The following is a 24,369-nucleotide window of genomic DNA, read 5'->3' on the forward strand; positions in this document are numbered from 1 at the left end:
TCGGAGGGCCTCCGGCGGTGTGGTGCTGTCAAGATCTGTTCGGCAGGAAGGTTAGCCGCCCTGGTAGTAGCGGGCGGCGCCGGGATGGAGCGGGATGGGGTCGGTGCTGGCGGCGGACTGGCGGTCGAAGTTGCGGGCCTCTGGGTGCGCCGCGGCCAGGTCGGCCTGGTAGGTGAAGAGCAACCGGGTCAGGTCGTACGCCAGTTGGTCCGGCATGTCCGCGCTGACCAGGATCACGTTCGCCACCGTGACGGTGGGCGTGCCGGATGGTGTGTCGTACGCGTCCTCGGGCAGCTCGGCGGTGGTGTAGACGGAGCCGTGCGCGGCGCCGAGGGGCTCGATCAGGTCGGCGACCGGGAGCAGGGCGAACCTGCCCGGGGCGCTGCTGAGCAGGTCGGCGATGCCCGGCGTGGGTAGCCCGCCGGAGAAGAACATCGCGTCCAGCGTGCCGGCGCGCATCCGGGCCACCGTCTCCGGCAGCGACAACCGGGCGCGGCTGACGTCGCGTTCCGGGTCCAACCCGGCGGCGCTGAGCAGCCGGGCCGCGATGACGTCGGTGCCGGACTTCGGTGAGCCGGTGGAGACGCGCTTGTCGCGCAGCTCCGCCAGCTCGGTGATCTCGGCGTCGGACCGGACGATCACGTGGGTGTAGTTGCTGTAGACCCGGGCCAGCGCCCGGACCGGTTGGGGCCGGCCGGAGAAGGCGCCGCGCCCGGCGATGGCGTCCGCTGCCGTGTCGGCCAGGCTGAAGGCGATCTCCATGTCGCCCTCGGTCAGCCGGGTGATGTTCTCCCCGGACGCACCGGTCGGCTCGGCTCGGGCCTCGTAGCCGGGCAGGTGACGGCTGATCACGTCGGCGTAGCCGCCGCCGAGCTGGTAGTAGACCCCGGTGGTGTTGCCGGTGGCCAGGAAGATCCGCCCGTCGTGCCAGGGGCGCGGCTCCGGTTCCTCGCTGGTGCCGCATCCGGCGGCCACCGCAACGACCGCCAGCAGCGCCGCCGCCAGCCGCGCACCGCGCCCCATGCCGGCCCTCCGCTTCGCGTCGGCCTGCAGAGCCACCGCGCCGGGCCTGATGAATCGCTCGCTCATGCGGGGACTCCGCCGCGTTGAGGTTCGGGCGTCCAGGAGCGGGCGGCCGGTTCGAGGGCCTCGGCGACCCGCTGGACCAGCGTCGCCGTCTCGTAGCCGATCTGGCCGAGGTCGCACCCGGAGGCGGCCAACACCCCGAGCAGGGCGCGGTCGCCGACCGCCATCACCAGCATCACGCCACCGTCCATGTCGACGATCTGTTGCCGGACCCGGCCGGCGGACATCAGCCGGGCGGCGCCGAAGGTCAGGCTGGCCAGGCCGCTGATCACGGCGGCGAGCTGATCCGCCTGGTCGGTCAGGAGGTGCGGCGAGGCCGCCAGTCGCAGCCCGTCACCGGAGACGGCGAGGGCGTGCGACACGTCCGGCACCTGCTCGGCGAAGTTCGCCAGGAGCCAGTCGAGGCCGGGATTGCCGTTGGGCATCATCTAAGGTCTCCCGTTCGTCTGCTGGTTACGCCGCATCGCGTGGGCCACCCCGGCGGACAGGGCGGACAGCCGGGCCCGCACCACCTCGGGGTCGAGCAGGTCGGTGCCGGGCTGCGGCGGCGGTACGTCGTGCAGTTCGGCCTGTAGGCCGTCACCGCGTACCCGCCGGGGCAGTCCTGCCGGGGCCGCCCCGGCCTTCGCCCCCGCAGCCCCGTTGCCGGGCTGCCAGGCCGGCTGGCCGTTGGCCGGCGCGGACGCCGGCGACCAGGACGGGGTCTGGCCCGCCTGCGCCGGTGGCCAGGACTGCGGTTGGCCGGGCTGCGGTTGGCCGGGCTGCGCCGGTGGCCAGGTCTCCGCCGCCACGTGCACCACCGGCAGGGTCATGGTCGGGGCCCCGTTGACGTCGAACCGGTTCGGCCCGGCGCCCACCTCCACCATCGACGGGGCGCCCGGCCCGGAGCCGGCGCTCCGGTGCCGGAACCAGGTGCCGATGGCCGAGGGGGTCGAGCGGGCGCCGATCACCGGGCGTCCGGTGACCTCCTCGACCCGGGTCAGCACCGCCTCCGGTACGTCCACCTGGGCCACCGTGCCGGCACCGGTGCTGTGCAGCCGCACCCGGATGCCGTGCCGGTTGGCCAGGTGGGCCACCACGTGCAGGCCCATGCTGCCGGCCGCCGCGCTGGACAGCACGGCTGGCGCGCCCAGCCGTTGGTTGATCTCGGCGAGCCGGTTCTCCCGGATGCCGATGCCCTGGTCGTGTACGCGCAGGGTGAGCCCGTCGACGGTACGCCGGCCGTCCACGTGCACCGGTGCGTGTGGCGGGGAGTAGGCGGTGGCGTTCTCCAACAACTCGGCCAGCAGGTGTACCAGGTTGCCCACCGCCGAGCCGTGCACCGCCGCGGTGGGCACGTTGATCTCGATCCGGGCGTACTCCTCGATCTCGGAGGCGGCACCCCGGACGACGTCGGCCAGCAGATGCGGCCCCTCCTGCGTCCGGCCGGGCTCGCCGCCGGAGAGGACCAGCAGGTTCTCTCCGTTGCGGCGCATCCGGGCGGCGAGGTGGTCGAGCGCGAAGAGCCGGGCCAGCGCGTCCGGATCGGTCTCGTCCCGCTCGAAGTCGTCGAGCAGGCGCAGCTGCCGGGTGATCAGCGTACGGATCCGGCGGGCCAGCGCCTCGACCATCCGGGTGACGTCCATCCGCAGCTCGGCCTGCTCGCCGGCCAGCCGCAGGGCGGCCCGGTTGACGGTGTCGAATGCCTCCGCCACCTGGGCGATCTCGTCGCGCCCGTGGCTGATCCCCGCGGTGAGTTGGGACGCCGGTCCGTCGATCCGCCCGCCGTCACCGGCCGAGATGGCGGTGATCCGTTCGGGCAGTTCCCGGTGCGCCATGGTGAGTGCCGCTACCCGCAGCCGGCGCAGCCGGCGGCTGGTGCGTACCGCCAGCAGCGCCGCGGTGACCAGCGAGGCCAGCGCCAGCGCGCCGGTGGAGCCGCCGGTGACCAGCGCCCGCTGGCGCGCGTCGGCGGCCAGCTCGACGGCGCGCCGGTCGAGTTCGTCGGAGAGTTCCCGGCCGAGCAGGTTGAACCGGCGGATGGCGCCGCTCTGGGCGACGTACCAGGCGTCGCCGTCGGCGGCGAGCGCGGCCGGCTCGGTGTCGGCGTTCAACGCGCTGTCGCGCATCCGGCGCGCGGTGGAGACGTCGCTGCCGCCGAGCAGACGGGTGTACGCCTCGGCGGCGCGGTCCCCGGCGATCCGGGAGAACTCGGCCTGCCGCTGCTCCTGTGCGCCGCGCAGCCGGCCGAGCCGGGCGAGTTCCCCCTCGGCGAGCGTGCCCCGCACGAACACGGCCCGCAGCAGGTCGCGTTCCAGCGATGCCAGGTGCTCCTCGGCGGCGACCGCGGCCACCTCACGGGCGCGGTTGGCCAGCTCCGGATCGCGCAGCTGAGCGGGGAGCGCGTCGGCGACGGCGAGCAGCGACTCCACCAGGGCCACGTAGGCCGGGTCGGCGGTGTCGGCGCCGAGCGCGGCGACGCGTGCCTCGTCGAGCTGGTTGAGGTGTTCGGTCACGCCGTCGAGGGCTCGGCCGAGGTCGGGCGCGGCGCGGCGGGCGTCGGCGCTGGCGGACGCGTACCGCGCGGTGGCCTCGTCGACCCGCCGCCGTTGGGCGTCGACCAGCTGCCGGCCGGAGGTTCCGCCGCGCTGACGCAGCGCCGCCGTCTCGCCGAGTTCCCGCTCCAGTTCGTGCACGAGCGAGACGGTGGCGGTGGCGGTGCCGGCCAGCACCCGGGCGCGTTCGGCGTCCGTGGAGGCGGCCAGGGCATCACCGGTCTGGATGGCACCCAGCACGAGCAGGCCGGAGGTGGCGACCAGGATCGGCGCGAGCAGCTGGGTACGCACCGACCACAGCCGGCCGGTGTGGCCGGAGGGGCGGTTGTGCCGGCGTACGCGCGCCAGGGAGGAGAGCGGCACGGGGGTTCTCCCGAGAGGTCGGGGGCGACCGGGCCGGGCGCGACACGCCCGACCCGGTCGCCGTCGGTCAGCTCGCGCCGAGGTCCTGCAACGCCTTGGCCGCGCCCCGGTGCAGACCGACCGGGTCGGTCCGGCGGGCGGTGTCCAGTGCGATGCCCTTGGCAGCGGGGTTGGCCTGGGCCAGCGCGTCCTTCTTCTCGAACACCGTCCGGGTGATGGCGCAGGCCACGTTGGCGTCGAGATCCTTGCGGACGAGCAGCACGTTCGGGACCACGATGGTCGGGGTGTCCGCCGCCGTGGAGTACACGTCCTTGCCGATCGTGCCGGCCTGGTACGCGGGGTTCAGTTCGCTCATCTTGGGCAGCAGCGGCGCGATGTCGACGAACTTCACCTTGTCCCCGGCAGTGGTGAACAGGTCGGTGACCCCGCCCGTGGGCAGGCCGCCGGACCAGAAGAAGCCGTCCACGGTGCCGTCCTTGAGGCCCTCGACCGTCTTGGTGAGGTCCAGCCGTTGGGCCTGGATGTCCGTGGCCGGGTCGAGGCCGGCCGCCTCCAGCAGGCGGTGCGCGATGACCTCGGTGCCGGACTTGGGGGAGCCGGTCGAGATCTTCTTGCCCCGCATGTCGGCCACCGAGTTGATGCCCGCGTCGGACCGGACGACCACCTGGGTGTAGTTGTCGTAGATCCGGGCCAGCGCCTCGACCGGTTGCGGCGCGGTGAAGCTGTCCTTGCCCTCCACGGCGTTGACGGCGGTGTCGAACAGCGAGAAGGCGACGTCGTACTGGCCACCGACGAGCTGTTCGATGTTCTGGACCGAGGCTCCGGTCTCGGCCGCGGTGCCGGTCAGCCGGCCACCGGTGCTGTCCGAGAGCTGCCCGGCCAGCGCGTTGCCGACCACGTAGTAGACGCCGGTGGCGTTGCCGGTGGCGATGCCCACCCGGGTGTTCTCGGCCACCTCGCAGGTGACGGCGCTCGCGGTGTCGTCCGTGGCCGCGGTGCCCTGCCGGCCTCCGCAACCGGCGGCGCCGGCCGCGACGAGGGCGAGTGCTCCCGCTCCCGCCGCTAGCCGCACGTTGATCCGTCCCACACTGTCTCCTTTCTGGGTCATGCCGGTGATCCGGCTCGCGTCCCGCCGGAGGGGCCGGCGGATCCGCGTCGTACGAACACGCCCACGGCCATGACGCCAGCCAGCACGGCACCGATCGCGATGGGCACGGGTTGCAGCCAGAGCAGCGTCAGTCCGGCCGCGACGCCGAGCAGGCGTTCCGGCACGCCCGCCGGGCCGACGCCGGGCAGCCAGCCGCCGGCCGCCACGGCCAGCACCGCGACGCCGAGCGCGGTGACCGCGGTGGCGACGAGGATGCGCTGCGGGCCGCCGATGCCGAGCAGGCCGAGCCCGGTCGGGGTGATCACGAACGCCAGTGGGATCAGGTACGCCGGCAGCGCGTACCGGAGGGTGTGCCACATGGTCGGCACCACCCGGCCGCCGGTCACCGCGGCGGCGGCGACCGCGGCGAGCGCGGTCGGCGGCGACACCTCGGACAGCACCGCGAAGTAGAAGACGAACATCGCCGCGGCGGGCGCGCTGACCCCGAGGTCGAGCAGGGCCGGGCCGATGATCACCCAACCGATCACGAAGGACGCGGTCACCGGGATCGCCAGCCCGAGCAGGCTGAGCGCGACGGCGGCGAGCAGCGCGGTCAGCGCGAGCACCACGGCCGGCTCGGAGCTGACCGCGCTCGCGGCGTTGATCAGCAGTGCCGCGGTCTGCGGGCCGAGGCCGGTCTTCGTGGTGGTCGCGGTGATGATGCCGGCCGCCGCGCAGACCACGGTGACCGCGAGCACCCCGCGTACGCCGCTGGAGAGCGCGGCGACCAGCCGGGACGGGGTGAGCCGGTGCTGCCGGTCCAGGAAGGACAGCCCGATGGCGAGCAGGGTGGCCAGTACCACGGCGCGGGTCGCCGACAGCCCGACCACCAGCAGCCCGACGATGGCGAACAGCGAGGCGAAGTGGTACCCGGAACGGGCCAGCAGCCGCCACACGGAGCCGCCCGCCATGGCGGCTGGGCGCACCCCGGAGCGCCGTGCGTCGATCTCCACCGAGAGCACGATGCCGAGGTAGTAGAGCACCGTCGGCACCATCGCCCAGCCGAGCACCCGCAGGTAGGACACGCCGAGGTACTCGGCGATGATGAAGGCCGCCGCGCCGAGCGTCGGCGGCGAGAGGATGGCGCCCACGCCGGCCGCGGCGAGCATCCCGCCGGCGCGTTCGGCCGGGTATCCGGCGCGGCGCAGGATCGGCCAGGTGACGGCGCCGATGCTGACGGTCGTCGCTGCCCCGGAGCCGGAGACGGTGCCGAGCAGGAAGCCGGAGGCCACCGCCGTCCGGCCGGGGGCGGTGCGGGAGCGCCGGAACGCGGCGGCGGAGAGGTTCACGAAGAAGCGGCCCGCGCCGGAGAGGTCGAGCACCGCACCGTAGATGGTGAACAGCACGATGTAGGTCGCCGCCACGTCCAGGGGGGTGCCGTAGAAGCCGCTGTCGGAGTTGTAGAACGCGTCGACCAGCTGCCCGAAGTCCAGGCCGCCATGGGCCACCGCCCAGGTCTGCGGCAGCAGCCCGCCGTAGTAGCCGTAGCCGAGGAAGAGCACGCACACCGCGGGCAGGATCCAGCCGGTGGTGCGCCGGCATCCCTCCAGCAGCAGGAGGAGCAGCATGGTGCCCATCGCCACGTCCATCCCGACCAGCAGGCCCTGCCGGTCGAGGAAGGCGTCGTAGCCACCGCCACCACCGCCGAGGGCGATCGGCAGCACCGGGTACAGGCAGCCGAGCAGCGCGGCGGCGGCCAGGGCCCAGTCGGTACGGCTGGGGCCGGAGCCACCCGCCGGGGCCGCGGCGGGTGGCTCCGGGGTCGCGGCCCGGCGGCCGAACAGCGTCCGCAGGCGGCCGGGCAGCCGCAGGTCGGCCGGGTAGGCGAGGAAGACCAACGGGAGTACGCCGGCCAGGAAGAAGATCAAGTAATACTTGCTGCCCTGGGCCAGTGGCCGGAACACCTGCCAGAGCGCGAGCAGGGCGATCGTCAGCGTCGCGGCGGTCAGGACGAAGGCGACCGGCCCGGACAGCACCCGGCCGGGCTTCTCCTCCTCGAACCGGGCGGCGAGTTCGGCCGTATCGACCTCGGTGACGGGGGACTGCGCTGTCGGGGTGGCCTCCAGCACACGGCCCTTGGCGCCGTGGCCCTCAGGTCCGGAATCATCGGTGAATCGGATAGCCGACACGAGGGGGGACGATACGCGAATCGCCTCCGCGTTGGAAACATTGTCGAACATCACTTCACTGAGTGACTTTCGATTTGTTCAAGTCACCCACCGAAGCAGAATGTTTAAGAACCGCGCTCGCGATCGGCGCGGACGTGCCGATCGGCGTGGCGCGAGGCCACTGCGGGCTCGGCGCGCCCTGTCCACTTTTCGCCATTAGCGGCTATATTGATGGTGGAATTTGTTGCGCAAAAATCATCGCTCACGACTACTCTCCGTATATCAAGCTACGGAGCGTGTTCTGGCGACTCGGTTAGGTCGCGGGACCGGGTGGCGCCGCCTCGGGTCGCCCGGCGTCGTGCGGGAACCCGCACAGGCCCGTCCGGCGGCCGGGCCGGCCGACCCGGGACGGTATTCCCCGACGTAATTGCATTCGACGGGCCGACCGCTCGGCGGGAACATTGAATCGTGCATTTCCCGTGCAGGGGAATCGGGCCGAATGGGTGTCCCCTTGCCGAGCGGCGTCGGCCGGGCGACCCGGGGGAGTTACTCGAAGCCGGTGGCGGGGCATGTGTCGGGGGCGATCACCGCGAGTTGAGGGGAGGGGCGATGGCCTCTGAGGAGTCTTCCCGCCCGGATGGGCGTGACCCGGAACGGAAGCCGGACGGCGCCGCGTACGCCGGGAGTGACCCGGCGGGTGCCGACCGGGACGCGCCGGATCAGCCCACCCGGGACGCGCCGGATCAGCCGACCGACCTGTCCGGCGGCGAGTGGGTGGCGGCGGTGCGCCGGACGGTGCGGGAGTTCGGCAAGGACAGCCTGACCGACTGGGCCGCCGCGCTGACGTACTACGGCGTGCTCTCCATCTTCCCGGGCCTGCTGGTGCTGGTCTCGCTGCTCGGCCTGCTGGGCCCGACGGCCACCCGTGGGGTGCGGGACACCGTCGCGGAGACGGTGCCCGAGCAGAACATCCGGCAGATCCTCGACGCCGCCATCGGCCAGGCGCAGCAGAACGGAGGGCTGGCCGGCATCGCCGCGATCGTCGGTCTGCTCGCCGCCTTCTGGTCGGCCTCCGGCTACGTCGCGGCCTTCATGCGCGCCTCAAACTCGATCTACGACGTGCCGGAGGGGCGGCCGATCTGGAAGACCCTGCCGGTCCGGGTCGGGGTCACCGCGGTGATCGGCGTACTGCTGCTGGCCAGCGCGGTGATCGTGGTCTTCACCGGCCGCTTCGCCGAACAGGTCGGCGAGGCGCTCGGGGTGGGCCAGACCGCCGTCACGGTGTGGGACATCGCCAAGTGGCCGGTGCTGCTGGTGCTGGTCAGCCTGATGTTCGCGATCCTCTACTGGGCGTCGCCGAACGCGCGGCAGGGCGGCTTCCGGTGGGTGAGCCCGGGTGGCGTGCTGGCGGTGCTGATCTGGTTGCTGATCTCCGGACTGTTCGCGTTCTACGTGAGCAACTTCGGCTCGTACAACAAGACCTACGGCGCGCTCGCCGGCGTGATCATCTTCCTGGTCTGGCTCTGGCTGAGCAACATCGCGATCCTGTTCGGCGCGGAGTTCGACGCCGAGTTGGCGCGCGGCCGGGCGATCGCGGGTGGGCTGCGGCCGGTCGACCGGGAGCCCTACGTCGAGCTGCGCGACGACCGCAAACTGCGCACGAAGGACGATGCCGCGAAGGACGATGCGCCGCCTCCCCGCTGACCGGCCGACGCTCAACAGTGGGCCTCCATCAGAACTTTCGCTGGATTCTGCAAAAGTTGCCGCCGAATCGTTCTAAGGTCTGGACAGCGCACGCCGAAGCCTCCTACTGTGTCGGGCACCACACGTCGGCATCTCGTCGATGTGAACACCCGGCTGGGAGAGGTGAGCCGTGCACACCGCCGACCCCCTGCACGTACGGCTGTTGCGGTTGCTCCGCGACGAGGGAGCGCTGTCCCGGGCCGAACTCGCCGACCGGTTGCAGATGCCCCGCCCCCGGTTGCTCGCCGAGCTGGAGCGGCTGGTCGGCCTCGGCTACGTGGCGGAGGCCGGCAAGGCCGCCTCCCGGGGCGGCCGCCGCTCGACCCTGGTCGAGCTGAGCCCGCACCTGCGCTTCGCCGCCGTCGACCTCGGCGCCAGCTCCATCGACGTCGAGGTCGTCAACGGCCGGCTGGAGCCGGTGGCGGCGTACGCGGAGGCGGCCGACATCCGGTCCGGGCCGAAGGCCACCCTCCAGCGCGTCAACGAGCTGCTGCACAAGGCCCGGGTCGACGGCGTGTACGAGCGGCTCGACGCGGTCGGCGTCGGCGTACCCGGCCCGGTCAGCTTCCGCGACGGGGTGCCGGTCTCCCCGCCGATCATGCCCGGGTGGGACCGCTTCCCCGTCCGCGAGCTGCTCACCCGCGAGCACGGCTGCCCGGCGGTGGTCGACAACGACGTCAACATCATGGCGATCGGCGAGCGGCACGGCGGGGTGGCGCACTCGGTCGACGACTTCCTCTTCGTCAAGATCGGCACGGGCATCGGGTGCGGGATCTACCTCACCGGCGAGGTTTACCGGGGCACCGACGGCTGTGCCGGGGACATCGGCCACATCCAGGTCGACCCGCACGGGCCGGTCTGCTCCTGCGGCAACGCCGGCTGCCTGGAGGCGCTCTTCAGCGGCGCCGCGCTGGCCAAGGACGCCACCGCCGCCGCGCGGGCCGGCGCCTCGCCCGCGCTGGCCGAGCGGCTGGAGGCCAACGGCACGATCACCGCCCTCGACGTCGCCGCCGGGGCCGTGGAGGGGGACGTGGCCTGCATCCAGCTCATCCGCGAGGGCGGGCGGCGGGTCGGCGGGGTGCTCGCCGGGCTGGTCAGCTTCACCAACCCCTCGATGATCGTGATCGGTGGCGGGCTCGCCCAACTCGGGCACATCCTGCTCGCCGAGATCCGCAGCGTGGTCTACCGCCGCTCGCTGCCACTGGCGACCGGCAACCTGCCGGTGGTGCTCTCCGAGCTGGGCCCGCGCGCCGGCGTGGCCGGCGCCGCGGTGCTCGCCAGCGACCTGGCCTTCGGGGAGGCGGCGTGACCGAGCACGGAGACGGTGTTACCGAGCACGGAGGCGGCGTTACCGGCACCGGAGGCGACCCGACCCGCCAGGACGCCCCGCTGGTCGAGGCGCCGGCCGACGCGGTCGCGGGCGAGGTGGTGCTGCGCCTGACCGACGTGGTCAAGACCTTCCCCGGCGTACGCGCGCTGGACGGCGTGCAACTGGAGGTACGCGCGGGCGAGGTGCACTGCCTGCTCGGGCAGAACGGCGCCGGCAAGTCCACGCTGATCAAGGTGCTCGCCGGGGTGCACCGGCCGGACTCGGGGCGCGTCGAGTGGCGGGGCGAGCCGGTGAGCTTCGCCGCACCGCAGGCCGCGATGCGCGCCGGGATCGCCACCATCTACCAGGAACTCGACCTGGTCGAGGACCTCTCGGTGGCGGAGAACGCCTTCCTCGGTCACGAGCCGCGCCGCTTCGGGTTCATCCGCCGGGGCCACATGGCCCGCCGGACCCGCCAGATCCTCGGCCGGCTCGGCCACGCCGAGATCCCGCCGGGCCGGCTGGTCCGGGCGTTGCCGGCGGCCGGCAAGCAGGTGGTCAGCATGGCCCGCGCGCTCTCCCACGAGGCCCGGCTGCTCATCATGGACGAGCCGAGCGCGGTGCTCGCCCACGACGAGGTGGGCAACCTCTTCCGGATCATCCGCGAGCTGACCGCGCAGGGCATCGCGGTCATCTACATCTCGCACCGGCTGGAGGAGATCCGCGAGATCGGCGACCGGGTGACCGTGCTCAAGGACGGCCGCACCACGGCGGCGAACCTGCCCGCCCGGGAGACGCCGACCCGCGACCTGGTCTCCCGGATGACCGGCCGGACCATCGAGTACGTCTTCCCGGAGCGCCCCGCGCAGACCACGGTCGGCGAGGAACTGCTCCAGGTCGACGGGCTGACCCGCGCCGGTGAGTTCGCCGACGTCTCGCTCGCCGTCCGGGCCGGCGAGATCGTCGGCATCGCCGGGCTGGTCGGCTCCGGCCGCTCCGAACTGCTGGAGACGATCTACGGCGCGCGGCAGGCCGAGGCGGGCACCGTGCGGATGGCCGGCCGGGCGCTGCGCCCCGGCAGCGTCGGCGCGGCGGTGCGGGCCGGCATGGGCATGGCGCCCGAGGAGCGCAAAAGCCAGGCGCTGCTGCTCGGCGAGCCGATCTACCGGAACGTCACGCTGGCGGCCTTCGGCCGCTACGCCCGCTTCGGCTTCACCGACGCCGGCCGGGAGCGGGCGGAGGCGGACCGGATCGCCGAGAGCCTGGAGATGCGTCCCCGCGACGTCCGCCGGCCGGTTCGGACGCTCTCCGGCGGCAACCAGCAGAAGGTGGTGGTCGCGCGGTGGCTGCTCGGCGACACTCGGCTGCTGCTGCTGGACGAGCCCACCCGGGGGGTGGACGTGGGCGCCCGGGCCGAGCTGTACCAGGTGATCCGGCAGCTCGCCGCCGAAGGGGTCGGTGTGCTGCTGGTCTCCAGCGAGGTGCCCGAGGTGCTCGGCCTGGCCGACCGGGTGCTGGTGATGCGGGAGGGGCGGGTCGTCCGCACGGCCCCGGCCGGCGAACTCGACGAGAACACCGTGCTCGACCTCGTCATGGCGGGGTCCCTGATGGAAGGCGCACCGGCATGAGCGAGCGTCAGCGAGCGAATCATCGACGCAGTGCGGTGGTGCCTCATGGCGGCACGGAGCGAAGCGGAGTGCCGGCATGAGCGAGCGTCAGCCCACTGCCACGCGGCTGCCGGCGCAGTCGCCGCCGGTGGACCCGGCCGAGACCGAGGCGGTCGGGGACCGGGCGTTGACCCCGACGGCCGCCGCCGGCCGGCTCTCCTGGTGGCACGGGGACGGCGGCGACGGGGCGCGGCGCAACCTCGCCCTGATCGGGGTGCTGCTGGCGCTCTTCGTGATCGGCGCGGCGACCCGCTCCGACCTCTACGCCAACCCGGACTGGGTCTGGGCCAACATGCTCAGCATCCTCAAGCTCGCCTCGGTGGTCGGCGTGGTCACCGTCGGGATGACCTTCGTGATCATCGGTGGCGGTATCGACCTCTCGGTCGGCGCGATCGTCGCGCTGGCCGGGGTCTGGTGCACCACGGTGGCGACCCAGAGCTACGGCGCCGGCGGCATGATCTTCACCGCGATCGTCGTCGGGACGGCGGTCGGCCTGGTAAACGGGACGCTCATCGCGTACGGGCGGCTGGTGCCGTTCATCGCCACGCTGGCCATGCTGGTGGCCGCGCGCGGGCTGGCCGCCGAGATCTCCGACAAGCAGACCCAGATCTCGCAGAACAGCGCCATCAACGGCATCGCCAGCACCGACCTGCTCGGCATCCCGCTGCTGGTCTACATCCTGGCCGCCGTGGTCGCCGCCGGGTGGGTGCTGCTCAACCGCACCACCTTCGGCCGGCGTACGGTCGCGGTCGGCGGCAACCCGGAGGCCGCCCGGTTGGCCGGCATCAACGTCAGACGGCAGACGCTGCTGCTGTACGCGCTCTCCGGCCTCTGCTGCGGCATCGCCGCCATCATGCTCACCGCCCAGGCCACCTCGGCCCAGGCGGCGATGGCCAACCTCTACGAGCTGGACGCGATCGCCGCCGTGATCATCGGTGGCACGCTGCTCAGCGGCGGGCGGGGCACCATCATCGGCTCCCTGCTCGGTGTGATCATCTTCGCCACCATCACCAACCTCTTCGCGATCAACGGTCTCTCCACCGAGGTCCAGAACATGGTCAAGGGCGGCATCATCGTCGCCGCCGTCCTGATCCAGCAGGTGCAGTTCCGCAGCATCACCCAGTTCCTCCGCCGTAACCGGCTGACCACCGGCTGACCCCTCGTCCGCACCACCCGGACCATCCCGCACGACCCGGAACCATCCCGCACCACCCGGAACCATCCCGGGCCACCCGAGCACGCGACGGTGGCCGGACCCCGCACACCCACATCCCTCTCCACCACCGATAACCAGGAGGTCGTCATGACCCAGCACAGTCGCGACATGTCGCGGCGCCGGCTGCTCTTCGGCGGGGCGGCCGTCGGGGCCGGCGTACTGCTCGCCGGCTGCACCAGCAACGAGCAGGATCAGCCGACCGAGGCGCAGACCAAGGCGGCGGACGGCGGCGCCAACGCCGAACCCGGCCAGCAGGTGACGATCGGCTTCTCCGCACCGGCCGCCGACCACGGCTGGATCGCCGCCATCACCAACAACGCCAGGGCGCAGGCCGCCGCGTACTCCGACGTGGAGTTCAAGACGGTCGAGGCCGGCGCGGACGCGGCGGCCCAGCGGGCGGCGCTGTCCACCCTGATCTCCCAGCGGCCCGACGTGATCGTGCTGCTGCCGCACGACGGCAAGGAGCTGAACTCGTTCGGCCTGGAGGCGATGCAGGCCGGCATCCCGGTGGTCAACCTGGACCGGGCCTTCCCGGACGCGAAGGCGTACCGGTTGCAGATCAAGGGCGACAACTACGGCATGGGCGTCTCCGCCGCCACCTACATCGTGGAGCAGCTCAAGGCCAAGGGCGTCAGCAACCCGGTGATCGCGGAGATCGCCGGGATGGACGAGCTGGAGCTGACCCAGGAGCGCTCGAAGGGCTTCACCGACACGCTGGCCCAGAGCGGGCTGCGGGTGGCCAACCGCCGGGCGGCCCGGTTCACCGTCGACTCCGGGCAGCAGGAGGCGAGCCAGCTGCTCCAGGCGCTGCCGAGGATCGACGCGCTCTGGAACCACGACGACGACCAGGGTGTCGGCGTGCTGGCCGCGATCAACCAGGCCAGCCGCAACGAGTTCTTCATGGTCGGCGGCGCCGGCTCGAAGAAGGCGATGGAGGACATCCAGGCGGACAACACCGTGCTCAAGGCCACGGTGACCTACAGCCCGTCGATGGCGTCCTCGGCGATCTCGCTGGCCCGTCTCATCGGCCAGGGCCGGGGCATGTCCGACCTGGTGGAACTCCAGGTGCCCAAGGAGATCATCCTTGCCTCCGAAACGATCACCAAGGAGAACGCGGGCGACTACCTCAAGCTCGGGTTCTGACACCACGGGGGGAGACCCACCTTGTCCACGACAGACAACGAACTGCGGGTCGGCATGGTCGGCTACGCGTTCATGGGTGCCGCGCACTCGCAGGCGTGGCGCACCGTGAACCGCGTGTACGACCTGCCGGCGCGGGCCCGGATGGCGCTCATCTGCGGCCGGGATCCCGGGAAGGTGGCCGAGGCCGCCGACCGGCTCGGCTGGGAGGAGCACACCACGGACTGGCGGGAGCTGGTCACCCGGCCGGACATCGACGTGGTCGACATCTGCACGCCGGGGGACAGCCACGCCGAGATCGCCCTCGCCGCGCTGGCCGCCGGCAAGCACGTGCTGTGCGAGAAGCCGCTGGCCAACACCGTCGCCGAGGCTCGGGAGATGGCCGCTGCGGCGGCCACCGCCCGGGCCGGCGGGGCGCGGTCGATGTGCGGCTTCAACTATCGCCGGGTGCCCGCGGTGGCGCTGATGCGCCAGTTGATCGCCGACGGGCGGCTCGGCGAGATCCGGCACGTCCGGGCCAGCTACCTGCAGGACTGGATCGTGGACCCGCAGTTTCCCCTGGTCTGGCGGTTGCGCAAGGATCTGGCGGGCTCCGGCGCGCTGGGCGACATCGGTGCGCACATCATCGACCTGACCCAGCACGTCACCGGTCAGCGGATCGCCGGCGTCAGCGCGGTGACCGAGACCTTCGTCAAGGAGCGGCCGCTGCCGGCCGGATCGAGCGGGCTGGCCGCCCGGTCCGACGGCGCCGCCGTCACCGGCGCGGTCACCGTCGACGACGCGGCGATCTTCGTCGCCCGGCTCGACGGCGGGGCACTGGCCACGTACGAGGCGACCCGCTTCGCCACCGGCCGCAAGAACGCGCTCCGCGTGGAGATCAACGGGTCGCTGGGCAGCGTCGCCTTCGACCTGGAACGCCTCAACGAACTGGAGTTCCACGATGCGACGCGGCCCGCCGCCGAGCAGGGCTTCAGCCGGATCCTGGTGACCGAGGGCGAGCACCCGTACCTGTCGGCCTGGTGGCCGCCGGGACACATCATCGGGTACGAGCACTCCTTCACCCACCAGATGCGCGACTTCGTCGAGGCGGTGGCGACCGGCGTCGACCCGACGCCCTCCTTCGCCGACGGGTTGCAGGTGCAGCTGGTGCTGGACGCGGTGGTCCGGTCGGCCGAACTGGGGTCCTCGTGGACCGAGGTGGCGCCGACGCTGGCAACGGTCGCCGCCTGAGTCACCTGAGCCACCTCCGGTACCGACCGGCGAGGGCCGGCCGCGGTTGCGCCCCGTGGCCGGTACGGGTCGGGGTCGGAGGTTGTGTCCACGGGCGGCCGGCCCGGGGACACGAGCAGTGCGGTTCCTCCGGTGCGGCTGGACCGGGATTCCCCGGCCACGCCGGAGGACCGTCTCGCAACGGGGGAGGCAGGGGCGACACGCCGACCGTCCCTGCCTGCCAGCCCCGTCCGTCCGCAACCGCACCGGTACGCCGGTCCGTCGCTGTCGCCGACGCCGCCGACCTCGGCGCCGGCCGGCGAGCCCGGGACGATGCGGCGGGCGGGGCTCCACCACTAGACAAGAACCGTTCGGGATGATCCCTTTATATCGATGCACTTCAGTGCATGTCGGTTCCCCGACCGGGAAGGAGCGCCATGCGTACGGGTGTCTGGCTGGTGGGGGCGCGTGGCTCGGTCGCGACCACCAGCGTCGTCGGTGCGCTCGCCCTGCGGGCCGGACTGACCGGGCCGACCGGGTGCGTCACCGAGCTGCCCGGTGTCGCTGGTCCGGCCCTGCCGTCCTTCGCCGACCTGGTCTTCGGCGGGCATGACGTGGTCGCCACCCCGCTCGCCAAGCGCGCCGAGGCGCTCGCCACGGCCGGGGTGCTGCCGGCCCGCCTGGTCGCCGCGCTGCCGGAGGAACTGGCCGCCGTCGAGCGGGAGGTGCGCCCCGCCCCCACCGCCGGCACCCAGGCCGACCGGGTCGCCGCGCTGGTCCGCGACCTCACCGCCTTCCGGCGGCGGCACGGGCTGGCCCGGGTGGTGGTGGTCAACGTCGCGGCCACCGAACCGGCCCCCGATCCACATCCGGCGCACGCCGACCCGGCCGCGCTGGCGGCCGCCCTCACCGGCCCCGACGAGGTGCTGCCCGCCAGCTCGCTGTACGGCTACGCGGCCGTGACGGCGGGCTGCCCGTACGTCGACTTCACCCCGTCGACCGGGCTGCGTCTGCCGGCGCTGACCGCGCTGGCCGACCGGCACGGCGTGCCGTACGCGGGGCACGACGGCAAGACCGGGGAGACCCTGCTCAAGTCGGTGCTCGCCCCGATGTTCGCGATGCGCCACCTCGCCGTCCGGTCCTGGTCCGGGCTCAACCTGCTCGGCGGGGGCGACGGCGCCACGCTGGCCGACCCGGGCGCCAACGCCGCCAAGGTGCGCAGCAAGCAGCGGGTGCTCGGCGAGACGCTCGGTTACCTGCCGCAGGGCGACACCCGGATCGAGTACGTCGAGGAGCTGGGCGACTTCAAGACCGCGTGGGATCTGATCACCTTCGCCGGGTTCCTCGGCACCGGCATGCGGTTGGAGTTCACGTGGCACGGTTGCGACTCCGCGCTGGCCGCCCCGCTCGTGCTCGACCTGGCCCGGCTCACCGCCGCCGCGCACGCCGCCGGCCACACCGGGCCGCTGACCGACCTCGCCTTCTTCTTCAAGGATCCGCTCGGCACCGCGACGCACTCCCTGGCCGAGCAGTGGGCCCTGCTGTGCGCGTTCGCCCGTCGGTTGCACACGGGAGGTGCCGATGCCCCGCCTGGCTGACCTGGCCGAACTGGTCCGGGCCCCGGCAGCGCTCTCGGTGCCGGGAGATGTGGTCGCCGGTGCCGCCGCGGCGGGCGCGATCGGCCCGCGTACGCCGGTGCTGGCCGCCGCGTCGGTGCTGCTGTACTGGGCCGGCATGGCCGCCAACGACTGGGCCGACCGCCGGCTGGACGCCGTGGAACGCCCGGAGCGGCCCATCCCCAGCGGCCGGGTCAGCCCCGGGCTCGCGGTCGGCCTCGCCGCCGGGCTCACCGTCGCCGGTGTCGGGCTCGCCACCGTCGCCGGGGGCCGGCGGGCCGCCGCCGTCGCGCTGCCGCTCGCCGCCGCCGTCTGGGGATACGACCTCGCGGCCAAGAACACCGCCGCCGGTCCCGCCGTGATGGCCACCTGCCGTGGGCTGGACGTGCTGCTCGGTGCCGCCGGTGGGCGGCCGGCGCGAGCGCTGCCGGCGGCGGTCACCGTCGCCGCGCACACCTGGACCGTCACCGCCCTGTCCCGCCGGGAGGTCAGCGGCGCCGACCGCGCGTTGCCGCTGCGTACCCTCGCCGGCACCGCCCTGGTCGCGGCGAGCGCCGCGATCCCCTCCGCCGCGACCCCGGCCGCGACCCGCCGGCGGGCCGTCGCCGCGTCCGCGGTGACCCTGCCCGCCGTCCTCGCCGGCTGGTACGCCGCCCGCTACGGCGGCGCGCAGGCGCGGGTGGTCGCCCGGCCCACCGCCGGGCGGGTCCGTGCGGCGGTCGGCGCCGGCATCACCGGCCTGCCCGCGTTGCAGGGCGCGCTGACCGCCCGCGCCGGCGCCGGCCTGCTCGGGGTGGCGGTGGCGGCGGCCGCGCCGCTGGGTCGGCGCCTCGCCCGGAAGGTCTCACCGACATGACCGCCGCCGACCGTCCCGCCCGCCGCCCCGCCGGGACGGACGGGCTGCGGTTCGGGTACGGCACCAACGGTTTCGCCAACCACCGCCTCGACGACGCGCTCGCGGTCCTCGCCGACCTCGGTTACGCCGGTGTCGCGCTCACCCTGGACCACGACCACCTCGACCCGTTCGCGCCGGAGCTGGCCCGGCGGGTCGACGCGGTCGCCCGCCGGCTGGCCGCGCTCGGCCTCGCCGTGGTCGTCGAGACCGGAGCCCGTTACCTGCTCGATCCCTGGCACAAGCACGCACCGACGCTGCTGCACGACGACCCCGCACGCCGGATCGAGTTCCTGCGCCGGGCGGTGGCGATCGGTGCCGACCTCGGCGCGGAGGCGGTGTCGTTCTGGGCCGGCGTCCGGCCCGACACCGTCGCGCCGGAGATGGCCTGGGACCGCCTGGTGGCCGGCTGCGCCACGGTGTTGGAGGCGGCCGGGACCGCCGGGGTGACCCTGGGGTTCGAACCCGAGCCGGGAATGCTGGTCGAGGACATCGCCGGCTGGCGCCGGCTGTACGCGGCCCTGGGCTCCCCGGCACACCTGGGCATCACCCTCGACATCGGACACTGCCGCTGCCTGGAGCCGCTGCCGGTGCCCGACTGTGTCCGTGAGGTCGCCCCGCACCTGGTCAACGTGCAGATCGACGACATGCGGCGGGGAGTGCACGAGCACCTGGAGTTCGGCCTGGGGGAGATCGACTTCCCGCCGGTGCTGGCCGCGCTGCGCGAGGTCGGCTACCGGGGCCTGGTGGCGGTGGAGCTGCCGCGCCACTCGCACACCGCGCCCACGCTGGCCGCCCGCTCGCTGGCTTTCCTCCGCGCCGCCGCGCCGCCGATGGCCGTGCCGCCGCCGGATGCCCCGCCGATGGCCGTGCCACCGGCGGAGCAGACCCCGGCGTGCGCGCTTTGCTCTGCTTCAACGGACGCACCGACCCGGCGTCCGCTATCCGGACAAGGACCGTTGCGTGGGGTGAAGCAGAGCAAAGGGAGCGCAGGGCAGTAACTGAACGGCAGCAGAGGAGGGGTGGAGACGGTGACGACACCGGACGACCTACGGGTGGCCCTGAGCGGCGTACCCGATCCGGAGTGGCTGGTGACGGCCCTGGACCGCGTCGCGGCCGAGCCGGCGACGATCGCGCGGTTCTTCCCGACGGCCGGCCGGCGCTGCGGCCGGGACGCGCTGCCCGAGCTGCCCGGCTGGACCGCCGACGAGGCGGCCCGCGCGCTGCTGCTGACCGCCCTGCCGAGCGACCACGCCACGCGGGCGGAGGCGCTCTACCGCACCGGGGACGCCGCCGAGAAGCGGGCTGTGCTCAAGGCCCTGCCGCTGCTGCCCGTCGGCGCGGCCGGGCTGCCGCTGCTGCACGACGCGATCCGCACCAACGACACCCGGCTGGTCGCCGCGGCCCTCGGCCCGTACGCCCGGCATCTCGACCCGCCGGCCTGGCGGCAGGCGGTGCTCAAGTGCGTGTTCACCGGGGTACCGCTGGCCGTGGTGGCCGACCTCGACGCCCGCGCCGACGGGGAACTGGCGGCGATGCTCGCCGCGCTCGCCGCCGAGCGGGCCGCCGCCGGCCGGGCCATGCCCGCCGACGCCACCGAGTTGCTGGACCGGTTGCCCGCCGGGACCGGCCGACCGCACCCCAGGGAGGTGTGATGCGCATCTTCGACCCGCACATCCACATGACGTCCCGGACCACGGACGACTACGAGCGGATGGCCGCCGCCGGGGTCCGCGCGGTGGTGGAACCGGCGTTCTGGCTGGGCCAGCCGCGCACCGGTGTCGGCTCGTTCACCGACTACTTCGACTCGCTGATCGGCTGGGAACCGTTCCGGGCCGGGCAGTTCGGCGTACGCCACCACGCCACGATCGCGCTGAACCCGAAGGAGGCCAACGACCCGCGCTGCCGGCCGGTGCTCGACGTGCTGCCCCGCTACCTGGACAAGGACGGCGTGGTGGCGGTGGGCGAGATCGGGTACGACTCGATGACGCCCGAGGAGGACGACGCCTTCGCCGCCCAGCTCGCCCTGGCCGTGGCGCACGACCTGCCGGCGCTGGTGCACACCCCGCACCGGGACAAGGCCCGGGGCGTCGAACGCAGCCTCGCCGTGGTCGCCGAGTCCGGCATCGAGCCGGGCCGGGTGGTGCTCGACCACCTCAACGAGGTCACCGTCGCGGCCGTCCGGGAGACCAGCTGCTGGCTCGGCTTCTCCATCTACCCCGACACGAAGATGTCGCCGCCGCGGATGGTCGAGCTGCTCCGGGCGTACGGGACCGAGCGGGTGCTGGTCAACTCGGCCGCCGACTGGGGACGCTCCGACCCGCTGCTGACCCGGGCCACCGGTGAGGCGATGCGACGCGCCGGCTTCACCGACGACGACGTCGACCGGGTGCTCTGGCGCAACCCGGTCGAGTTCTACGGGCAGTCCGGGCGGCTCGACCTGGCCGACGACGACGCCGCCGAGCCGACCTTCGCCGGCAACTCGATCCTGCGCGGCGGCAGCTGATGCGGCTGCGGCACGCCGGCGGGCGCACCGTCCACCTCGGGTACTGCACCAATGTGCACCCCGCCGAGGAGCTCGCCGGCATCCTCGCCCAACTCGACACGTACGCGGTGCCGGTCCGCGAGACGCTCGACACGGACCTGCTCGGCCTCGGCCTGTGGCTGGCCGCCCCGGTCGCCGCCGGCCTGGCCGCCGACCCCGCCGCCCGCGGCCGGCTGCGCACCGAGCTGACCGTGCGGGGCCTGGAGGTGGTCACCCTCAACGGCTTCCCGTACGCGGCCTTCCAGGCACCCGTGGTCAAGGGCGCGGTGTACCGGCCGGACTGGACCACGGGCGAACGCCTCGACTACACCCTCGACCTGGCCCGGGTGCTGGCCGACCTGCTGCCCGACGACGCCGAGCGCGGCTCGGTCTCCACCCTGCCGCTGGCCTGGCGGGCGCCCTGGGACGGCACTCGCGCGGACGCCGCCCGTCGCCGGCTCGACCAGCTCGCGGCCGGGCTCGCCGCCGTCGAGCGGGACACCGGCCGACCGGTGCGGGTCGGCTTCGAGCCGGAGCCCGGCTGTGTGGTGGAGAGCACCGCACAGGCCGCCGCCGCACTCTCCGGTGTGGACACCGGGCGCCTCGGGATCTGCCTGGACCTCGCGCACCTCGCCTGTGCCTGGGAGGAACCGGCCGCCGCGCTCGATCGGCTGGCCGCTGCCGGGCTGCCGGTGGTGAAGGTGCAGGTATCCGCCGCGCTGGAGGCGGCCGACCCGGCCGGCGACGCCGCCGCGCTGCGCCGCTGGGTCGAGCCGCGCTTCCTGCACCAGACCCGCACCGCCGGTTGCGCCACCCCGACCGCCGGAGCCGCCAACCGACCCGTGCCGGCTGATCCGGCTGTCCCGGCCGATCCGGCCGATCCGGCGTGGGCGGCCGACGACCTGGACGTCGCCCTCGACGCGGCGCTGCCCGGCCCGTGGCGGGTGCACTACCACGTGCCGTTGCACGCCCCGCCCGAGCCGCCGCTGGGCTCGACCCTGCCGGTGCTGCGCGCCGCGCTGGCCGCGCTCTTCGCCAGCCCCGACGCCGGCTGCGACCACCTCGACGTCGAGACGTACACCTGGGGGGTGCTGCCGGCGGCACGGCGCCCACGCACCGACGCGGAGCTGGCCGCCGGCATCGCCGCCGAGCTGGCCTTCGCCCGCGACGAACTGGTCACCCTCGGGCTGACCCCGACCGAAGCGGCGGTGGCGCCATGAGTCGACGTCTGTTGGTGCTCGACGTGGTGGGGTTGACCCCGCGACTGCTGGCGCACATGCCCCGGCTGCGCGCGGTCGCCGACACCGGCTTCCGCGCCGAGCTGGGCACGGTGCTGCCGGCGGTGACCTGCTCGGTGCAGTCGACCTTCCTCACCGGCGCCCTCCCCGCCGCACACGGGATCGTCGGCAACGGATGGTACTTCCGGGATCTCGGCGAGGTGCTGCTCTGGCGGCAGCACCACGCGCTGGTCGGCGGGGAGAAGCTGTGGCAGGCGGCGCGACGGGTCCGCCCCGACTACACGGTGGCCAACGTCTGCTGGTGGTACGCGATGGGCGCCGACGTGGACTGGACGGTCACCCCGCGACCGGTCTACCACGCCGACGGCCGCAAGGAGCCGGACTGCTACACCGACCCGCCGCACCTGCACGACGCGCTCACCGACCGGCTCGGCACGTTCCCGCTCTTCACCTACTGGGGGCCGGGCGCCGGGTTGCCCTCGTCGCGCTGGATCTGTCAGGCAGCCGAGCAGATCCTCGCCGAGCAGTCGCCCGACCTGACCCTGGTCTACGTCCCGCACCTGGACTACGACCTGCAACGCTTCGGCCCCGCCTCGCCCCGGGCCACGGCGGCGGCGGCCGAGCTGGACGGCGTCCTCGCCCCGCTGCTGGACGCCGCGGCGGCCCGGGAGGCGACGGTGGTGGTGCTCTCGGAGTACGGCATCACCGAGGTGTCCCGGCCGGTCGACGTGAACCGGCTGCTGCGCGCCGAAGGGCTGCTGCGGGTGCACACCCAGGCCGGCATGGAGTACCTCGACCCGTGGACCTCGCGGGCGTTCGCGGTCGCCGACCATCAGGTCGCCCACGTGTACGTGCGCGATCCGGCGGACGTGCCGGCGGTGGCGAAACTCTGCGCCGGTCTGCCCGGGGTGGCCGAGGTGCTCGGCGCGGACGGCAAGGCGGCACACGGGCTGGACCACCCGCGCGCCGGCGAGCTGGTGCTGGTGGCCGAGCCGGACGCCTGGTTCACGTACTACTACTGGCTCGACGACGCCCGCGCGCCGGACTTCGCCCGACTGGTCGAGATCCACCGCAAGCCCGGGTACGACCCGGCGGAGCTGTTCTTCGACCCGGCCGACCCGGGCGCGGCGAAGCGTCGCGCCGCGCTCGCGCTGGCCCGCAAGAAGCTCGGGATGCGGTACCTGATGAGCGTGGTCGGGCTGGACGCCGGCGCGCGGGCGGTCCGGGGCTCGCACGGGCGGCTGCCCGCCGACCCCGCCGACGGGCCGGTGCTGCTCTGCTCCGACGCGTCGGCGGCGCGGGAACGGATCGCGGCCACGGAGGTGAAGGGGCTGCTGCTGGAGCTGGCTGGGTTGGAGGGGCGGTGACCGTCACGGCGCCACAGACCGACGACGCGCGGCTGCGCGCCCGGTTCGACGCCGAGCTGACCGCGTTCCTCGACCGGCAGGACCCGGACTGGCCGGACGGCGCGCCGCGCGGCGTGTTCACCACGCTGCACCGGTTCGTGCTGGCCGGCGGCAAGCGGCTGCGTCCGCTGTTCTGCTACTGGGGCTGGCGGGGCGCGGGCGGCCCGGACGGTAGGCCGATCGTGGTCGCCGCCGCCGCGCTGGAGCTGTTCCACGCGTTCGCGCTGATCCACGACGACATCCTGGACGGCAGCGACCGCCGCCGGGGTGAACCGTCCGTGCACCGGATCTTCGCCGACCTGCACGCCCGCTCGTCGTGGCGGGGCGACCCCGAGGCGTACGGGCGCAACACCGCGCTGCTCTGCGGTGATCTTTGCGCCGCCTGGTCCGACCAGATGTTCCACGAGTGCGGGCTGTCGCCCGAGGCGGTGCACCGGGGGTACGGCGTCTTCGCGCTGATGCGGACCGAGGTGATCGCGGGGGAGTATCTCGACCTGGTGTCCGGGGTGGGCGACGGCTCGGTGGCCAGCGCGCTGACCGTGATCCGGATGAAGGCGGCCCGCTACACGGTCACCCGGCCGTTGCAGATCGGTGCCGCGCTGGCGGGTGCGCCGCCCGAACTGGTCGACGCGCTGGCCGAGTTCGGCGATCCGCTGGGGGACGCCTTTCAGCTCCGCGACGACGTGCTGGGGGTCTTCGGCGATCCGGCGGTCACCGGCAAGTCGGTCCTGGACGACCTGCGCGAGGGCAAGCCGACGGTGATGATGGCGCTGGCCCGGGACGCCGCCGACCGGGCGCAGAGCGCGCGGTTGCGGGAACTGTTCGGCAACCCGGACCTCGACGCGGAGGGCGCCGCCGAGCTGCGGGAGATCATCGAGAGCACCGGTGCCCGCCGGACGATCGAGCAGATGATCCAGGTTCGGGCCGAGGCCGGGCTTGCCGCCCTGGCACACACCACAGTCGCCGCCGACAGCCGGGCGGCGCTGACCGCGCTTGCCGCCCAGGCGATCGACCGCCAGAGCTGAGCCGTCCCGGCCCTTGCCTCGGCAACTTTTTGCCGAACTGACGAAAGTCTGCACTGGATCGTCAGAAGATATAGACACATCGACGTATGCCGTTTAGTGTCGTCGTCAACACCGGATTGTTTCGTCGAGGTGAACCGGCGGCGCGG

The 24,369-nt window shown here is 73.6% G+C and carries 19 protein-coding genes; 14 read left to right on the forward strand and 5 right to left on the reverse strand.

Annotated elements, in window-relative coordinates:
• Nucleotides 1-51: 51 nt before the first annotated feature.
• From O7615_RS20600 to O7615_RS20620, 5 genes are all read right to left on the reverse strand, one after another.
• Nucleotides 52-1,089, reverse strand: coding sequence for a TAXI family TRAP transporter solute-binding subunit (locus O7615_RS20600; protein WP_278179394.1), 1,038 nt, complete (start codon nucleotides 1,087-1,089; stop codon nucleotides 52-54).
• The gene (locus O7615_RS20605) at nucleotides 1,086-1,514 is read right to left on the reverse strand and encodes a roadblock/LC7 domain-containing protein (protein WP_278179395.1); all 429 of its coding nucleotides are present in this window, start codon (nucleotides 1,512-1,514) and stop codon (nucleotides 1,086-1,088) included. Before O7615_RS20605 ends, O7615_RS20600 begins: the two co-directional genes overlap by 4 nt.
• A complete protein-coding gene (locus O7615_RS20610) occupies nucleotides 1,515-3,983 on the reverse strand; it encodes a nitrate- and nitrite sensing domain-containing protein (RefSeq protein WP_278179397.1) in 2,469 nt (822 codons plus the stop codon). It abuts the gene before it with no gap.
• 67 nt (nucleotides 3,984-4,050) lie between these two features.
• Nucleotides 4,051-5,070: a TAXI family TRAP transporter solute-binding subunit gene (locus O7615_RS20615; protein WP_278179398.1), complete on the reverse strand. Its 1,020-nt coding sequence runs from the start codon at nucleotides 5,068-5,070 to the stop codon at nucleotides 4,051-4,053.
• A gap of 17 nt (nucleotides 5,071-5,087) precedes the next feature.
• Nucleotides 5,088-7,199: a TRAP transporter fused permease subunit gene (locus tag O7615_RS20620; protein ID WP_278182166.1), complete on the reverse strand. Its 2,112-nt coding sequence runs from the start codon at nucleotides 7,197-7,199 to the stop codon at nucleotides 5,088-5,090.
• A 648-nt stretch (nucleotides 7,200-7,847) separates the two neighbouring features.
• Between O7615_RS20620 and O7615_RS20625 the strand changes: the two genes are divergently transcribed.
• The 14 genes from O7615_RS20625 to O7615_RS20690 all read left to right on the forward strand — a co-directional run bounded on the left by O7615_RS20625 (nucleotide 7,848) and on the right by O7615_RS20690 (nucleotide 24,223).
• Nucleotides 7,848-8,942 carry a YihY/virulence factor BrkB family protein gene (locus O7615_RS20625; protein ID WP_278179400.1) on the forward strand — a complete coding sequence of 365 codons (1,095 nt, stop codon included), beginning with the start codon at nucleotides 7,848-7,850 and terminating at the stop codon, nucleotides 8,940-8,942.
• Between the two features lie 169 nt (nucleotides 8,943-9,111).
• The gene (locus O7615_RS20630) at nucleotides 9,112-10,290 is read left to right on the forward strand and encodes an ROK family protein (RefSeq protein ID WP_278179402.1); all 1,179 of its coding nucleotides are present in this window, start codon (nucleotides 9,112-9,114) and stop codon (nucleotides 10,288-10,290) included.
• A gap of 116 nt (nucleotides 10,291-10,406) precedes the next feature.
• Nucleotides 10,407-11,918 carry a sugar ABC transporter ATP-binding protein gene (locus O7615_RS20635; protein ID WP_278182167.1) on the forward strand — a complete coding sequence of 504 codons (1,512 nt, stop codon included), beginning with the start codon at nucleotides 10,407-10,409 and terminating at the stop codon, nucleotides 11,916-11,918.
• Between the two features lie 76 nt (nucleotides 11,919-11,994).
• Nucleotides 11,995-13,113, forward strand: a complete 1,119-nt coding sequence (locus O7615_RS20640) for an ABC transporter permease (RefSeq protein WP_278179403.1) — start codon at nucleotides 11,995-11,997, stop codon at nucleotides 13,111-13,113.
• A 147-nt stretch (nucleotides 13,114-13,260) separates the two neighbouring features.
• Nucleotides 13,261-14,316 (forward strand): substrate-binding domain-containing protein, encoded by a 1,056-nt coding sequence (locus O7615_RS20645; RefSeq protein WP_278179405.1) that lies wholly within the window; start codon nucleotides 13,261-13,263, stop codon nucleotides 14,314-14,316.
• 21 nt (nucleotides 14,317-14,337) lie between these two features.
• Entirely contained in the window at nucleotides 14,338-15,543 is a 1,206-nt protein-coding gene (locus O7615_RS20650; protein WP_278179406.1) for a Gfo/Idh/MocA family oxidoreductase, read from the forward strand.
• 416 nt (nucleotides 15,544-15,959) lie between these two features.
• Nucleotides 15,960-17,120 (forward strand): inositol-3-phosphate synthase, encoded by a 1,161-nt coding sequence (locus O7615_RS20655; protein ID WP_278179407.1) that lies wholly within the window; start codon nucleotides 15,960-15,962, stop codon nucleotides 17,118-17,120.
• On the forward strand, nucleotides 17,104-17,994 hold the full coding sequence (locus O7615_RS20660; RefSeq protein WP_278179408.1) for an SCO3242 family prenyltransferase: 891 nt from the start codon (nucleotides 17,104-17,106) through the stop codon (nucleotides 17,992-17,994). The genes O7615_RS20655 and O7615_RS20660 overlap by 17 nt, the downstream gene beginning before the upstream one ends.
• A complete protein-coding gene (locus O7615_RS20665) occupies nucleotides 17,991-19,031 on the forward strand; it encodes a sugar phosphate isomerase/epimerase family protein (protein ID WP_278179409.1) in 1,041 nt (346 codons plus the stop codon). Before O7615_RS20660 ends, O7615_RS20665 begins: the two co-directional genes overlap by 4 nt.
• 30 nt (nucleotides 19,032-19,061) lie before the next feature.
• Complete coding sequence (locus O7615_RS20670; RefSeq protein ID WP_278179410.1) at nucleotides 19,062-19,685, forward strand: EboA domain-containing protein; 624 nt, start codon at nucleotides 19,062-19,064, stop codon at nucleotides 19,683-19,685.
• On the forward strand, nucleotides 19,685-20,536 hold the full coding sequence (locus O7615_RS20675) for a TatD family hydrolase (RefSeq protein WP_278179412.1): 852 nt from the start codon (nucleotides 19,685-19,687) through the stop codon (nucleotides 20,534-20,536). Before O7615_RS20670 ends, O7615_RS20675 begins: the two co-directional genes overlap by 1 nt.
• Complete coding sequence (gene eboE, locus O7615_RS20680; RefSeq protein WP_278179414.1) at nucleotides 20,536-21,774, forward strand: metabolite traffic protein EboE; 1,239 nt, start codon at nucleotides 20,536-20,538, stop codon at nucleotides 21,772-21,774. Before O7615_RS20675 ends, eboE begins: the two co-directional genes overlap by 1 nt.
• Nucleotides 21,771-23,159 (forward strand): nucleotide pyrophosphatase/phosphodiesterase family protein, encoded by a 1,389-nt coding sequence (locus tag O7615_RS20685; RefSeq protein WP_278179416.1) that lies wholly within the window; start codon nucleotides 21,771-21,773, stop codon nucleotides 23,157-23,159. Before eboE ends, O7615_RS20685 begins: the two co-directional genes overlap by 4 nt.
• Complete coding sequence (locus O7615_RS20690; RefSeq protein WP_278179418.1) at nucleotides 23,156-24,223, forward strand: polyprenyl synthetase family protein; 1,068 nt, start codon at nucleotides 23,156-23,158, stop codon at nucleotides 24,221-24,223. The genes O7615_RS20685 and O7615_RS20690 overlap by 4 nt, the downstream gene beginning before the upstream one ends.
• Nucleotides 24,224-24,369: the final 146 nt, after the last annotated feature.

The sequence above is a fragment of the Micromonospora sp. WMMD1082 genome (assembly GCF_029626175.1).
GTDB lineage: Bacteria > Actinomycetota > Actinomycetes > Mycobacteriales > Micromonosporaceae > Micromonospora.

Coding starts and splice junctions, on each gene's coding strand:
- O7615_RS20600 (WP_278179394.1), bottom strand. CDS start 1,089: ATGAGCGAGCGATTCATCAGGCCCGGCGCGGTGGCTCTGCAGGCCGAC.
- O7615_RS20605 (WP_278179395.1), bottom strand. CDS start 1,514: ATGATGCCCAACGGCAATCCCGGCCTCGACTGGCTCCTGGCGAACTTC.
- O7615_RS20625 (WP_278179400.1), top strand. CDS start 7,848: ATGGCCTCTGAGGAGTCTTCCCGCCCGGATGGGCGTGACCCGGAACGG.
- O7615_RS20640 (WP_278179403.1), top strand. CDS start 11,995: ATGAGCGAGCGTCAGCCCACTGCCACGCGGCTGCCGGCGCAGTCGCCG.
- O7615_RS20645 (WP_278179405.1), top strand. CDS start 13,261: ATGACCCAGCACAGTCGCGACATGTCGCGGCGCCGGCTGCTCTTCGGC.
- O7615_RS20655 (WP_278179407.1), top strand. CDS start 15,960: ATGCGTACGGGTGTCTGGCTGGTGGGGGCGCGTGGCTCGGTCGCGACC.
- O7615_RS20660 (WP_278179408.1), top strand. CDS start 17,104: ATGCCCCGCCTGGCTGACCTGGCCGAACTGGTCCGGGCCCCGGCAGCG.
- O7615_RS20665 (WP_278179409.1), top strand. CDS start 17,991: ATGACCGCCGCCGACCGTCCCGCCCGCCGCCCCGCCGGGACGGACGGG.
- O7615_RS20675 (WP_278179412.1), top strand. CDS start 19,685: ATGCGCATCTTCGACCCGCACATCCACATGACGTCCCGGACCACGGAC.
- eboE (WP_278179414.1), top strand. CDS start 20,536: ATGCGGCTGCGGCACGCCGGCGGGCGCACCGTCCACCTCGGGTACTGC.
- O7615_RS20685 (WP_278179416.1), top strand. CDS start 21,771: ATGAGTCGACGTCTGTTGGTGCTCGACGTGGTGGGGTTGACCCCGCGA.